This window comes from Streptomyces sp. UH6 (assembly GCF_013421635.1).
GTDB classification, from domain to species: domain Bacteria; phylum Actinomycetota; class Actinomycetes; order Streptomycetales; family Streptomycetaceae; genus Streptomyces; species Streptomyces abyssomicinicus.
Map to the genome: position 1 here is coordinate 1 of NZ_JACADT010000726.1, position 2,900 is coordinate 2,900.

A 2,900-nucleotide genomic window follows, 5' to 3' on the forward strand; every position below is an offset into this window, starting at 1 on the left:
CCGCGGAACCGGGCGCGGAACGACGGTGCCCCGGTGGTCGTACGTCGCACGACCACCGGGGCACCGGTGCGTTCGGGATGCGGCGGCGAGGGGTGGGGGCGGGGCCGTGAGGTGTGGCGGTCCGCGGTCCGGCTCAGCCGTCGGGCCAGTTCGGCTCGTCGGGCATCGACGAGTGGTGCTCCACCGGCCGGCTCGTGCCCCGCGCGGCCCAGACCGCGAGGACCAGCCCGGCCACCGCCAGCAGGGCGACCGGGATCAGCACCGCCCACAGCACGTCGGACATGGGGCTTCCCCCTCCTCGGTCGCCGGGCGCCCGCGCCCGGGCGATGCCCTCGCCCGGTAAAGAGGTCCCGGGCCGCAAGGAGATCTACCCTCTTCGTCGGCCCGATCGTCGCATCGCGGGGTATCGGTCGACGAAACTCCGAGGAGGGCTGTCGATTCCGGACCGGCCGTTCGACGTAAGGGTGTCAGGCAACAACGAGTACCTGGAAGGGCGGCCGTGATGGCTCAGTACGCGATCCTCCTCTACGCGAAGGCCCACGTCGACGAGGCCGAGGCCGTTCCCGGGGCGCGGGAGGCCCATGACCGCCACTTCGAGGACATGGTGCAGTCCGGCGCCCTGGTCGCGGCATTCGCGCTGCACCCCGCCGCCGGCACAGCGACCTCGATCCGCGGCGACGTGGTGACCGACGGCCCGTTCGTCGATGCCAAGGAGGTCATCGCCGGCTTCGCCGTCATCGAGGCACCCGACCTGGACGCCGCTTTGGAGATCGCTCGGGCCAATCCCGCCACCCAGCAGGGCGGCGGTGTCGAGGTGCGGCCCCTCGAGGGAGGCTTCATCGCGGATCGGCCCGCCGCGGCATGACGCCCCCGGCAGACGTCCGGACGGCGGTCGTGGACGCGCACCGTCGGGAGTGGGCCCGGGTGCTCGCCGCGACGGCGCATGTCGCGCGCGACCTGGACCTGGCCGAGGAGTGCGTGCAGGAGGCCTACGCCGCGGCCCTGGCCGGCTGGGCCGACGACGGGATCCCGGACAACCCGTCGGCCTGGCTCACCACCGCCGCCAAGCGCCGCGCGATGGACGCGGTGCGGCGCGAGCGGACGTTCCGCTCGAAACTTCCACTGCTGGTGGAGCCGGAGGAGACGGAGGACCAGGTGGCCATCGACGACCCGGCCGCCGTCGAACCGGAGGACGTGGTACCGGACGAGCGACTGCGACTGATCTTCATGTGCTGCCACCCGGCGTTGGCACAGGAGGCGCAGCTGGCACTCACGCTGCGGTTGGTGTGCGGGGTGACGACCGCCGATATCGCCCGGGCGCTGCTCGTATCGGAGTCGACGATGGCCGCCCGGATGACCCGGGCGAAGAAGAAGATCTCGGCTGCGCGGATCCCCTTCCGGCTGCCGGGAGCGGCCGAGCTGCCGGATCGACTGCGCGCGGTGCTCGGTGTGATCCACCTGCTGTACACCGCCGGGCACACCGCGCCGTCCGGCGCGTCGCTGGTGCGTAACGACCTGGTGGACCAGTCGCTTCGGCTGACTGGGATGCTGCGCGAGCTGATGCCCGACGAAGGGGAGGTGCGAGGGCTGCTCGCCCTGCTGCTGGTCACCGACGCCCGGCGCGCCACCCGGGTCGACGCCGACGGTCGCCTGCTGCGCCTGGAGGACCAGGACCGTTCACTCTGGGACCGCGCGGCGATGGCCGAGGCGCACGACCTGATCGTGGGCGGGCTGCGCGGGGGCCGACCGGGCCGCTATGTCCTGCAGGCGGCGATCGCCGCGCTCTACGCCGAGGCACCCTCGTACGACCGGACGGACTGGCCACAGATCGTGACCCTGTACGACGAGCTGCTGTCGGTGTGGCCCTCACCGGTGGTGGCGTTGAACCGCACGGTGGCGGTGTCGATGGTCTCCGGGCCGGCGCAGGCGCTGGCAGAGGTCGCGGCGTTGGAGGAGGACGGCCGGCTCGCGCGCTACCCGTACCTGCCGGCGATCAAGGCGGACCTGCTGCATCGTCTCGGCCGCTCGGAGGAGGCCTCGCTCGCCTATCGCCAGGCGCTGGAGTTGACGGAGAACGACGCCGAGCGCGAGTTCCTGGCTGAACGCCTCACCGGTCCGCGTCGGGCATAGGCACAGGGCTCTCGGCGGCCGGCCTCGTCCGGGACCGCCCCGGGATCCGGCTCCGGCAGGTCGGCCGCCCCGGCTTGGTACTCCTTCGAGCGAGCTCAGGGCGACCGTGCGGCCGCGGCGACCAGTGGCGGTTCCGAGGATCAGTTCGTTCCCCGCGCCCGGTCACGAGTCCTGCCCGCACCGGGCAGGACCGGCTGCGCGACCTCGACGCGACGACCGGCGAGCAACCGCGAGGTCATCCGCCACGCGTGCGCGTGCCTGGGACACCGCGCCTAGGCGATGTGGTCCTGGGCGAGTTCCACGTCGTAGCGGGTGCCGAAGCGCTCCACGTAGTTCTTCAGCTCCGCGGTGGTGAAGGTGAGGCCGAACTGGGCCTCGAGGATCTCGCCGAGCTGGCGCGGGGTGGGGAAGCCGCCGTCGATGGCACGCCGGAACACCTGGTAGTAGGCGTCCTCGCGCTCCTTCTCGTTCTCGAACTCCGCCGTGGGGCCGGCGGCGGGCCGCTGCTCCTGGCGCGGGGCGGGGATGGTGATCTCCGGCTCCGGGGCGGGCGCGGGCCGCGGCTCGGGGGCCGGCTCGCCGTCGGGCTGGGCGCCCTCGCCGAGCTGCCGGGTGCGGCCGCCGGGCTGGCCGACGGGGACGGGGAAGGTACCGGTGTCCTCCGGGGACGGCTGCGTCTCCTGGTACTGCGCCTCCTGGTACTGCTGCTCCTCGTACTGCTGCTCCTGGTACTGCGGCTCCGGTTGCCGCGCCTCCGGGTGCCGGGGTCC

Annotated in this window: 3 protein-coding genes and 1 pseudogene; 2 read left to right on the forward strand and 2 right to left on the reverse strand. The window is 73.1% G+C overall.

The window, feature by feature from the left end; translation table 11 throughout:
* Window positions 1–133 precede the first annotated feature (133 nt).
* Window positions 134–283: a hypothetical protein gene (locus HW445_RS24895; protein ID WP_180223168.1), complete on the reverse strand. Its 150-nt coding sequence runs from the start codon at window positions 281–283 to the stop codon at window positions 134–136.
* Window positions 284–502: 219 nt separating this feature from the next.
* On the opposite strand from HW445_RS24895, the gene HW445_RS24900 reads away from it, so the two are divergent.
* Both HW445_RS24900 and HW445_RS24905 read left to right on the forward strand, forming a co-directional pair.
* Entirely contained in the window at window positions 503–865 is a 363-nt protein-coding gene (locus HW445_RS24900; protein ID WP_180223169.1) for a YciI family protein, read from the forward strand.
* Window positions 862–2,130 (forward strand): sigma-70 family RNA polymerase sigma factor, encoded by a 1,269-nt coding sequence (locus HW445_RS24905; protein ID WP_180223170.1) that lies wholly within the window; start codon window positions 862–864, stop codon window positions 2,128–2,130. The genes HW445_RS24900 and HW445_RS24905 overlap by 4 nt, the downstream gene beginning before the upstream one ends.
* Window positions 2,131–2,402: 272 nt before the next feature.
* Here the strand turns inward: HW445_RS24905 and HW445_RS24910 are convergent.
* Window positions 2,403–2,900 (reverse strand): annotated as a pseudogene (locus tag HW445_RS24910) (hypothetical protein); the annotation flags it as partial.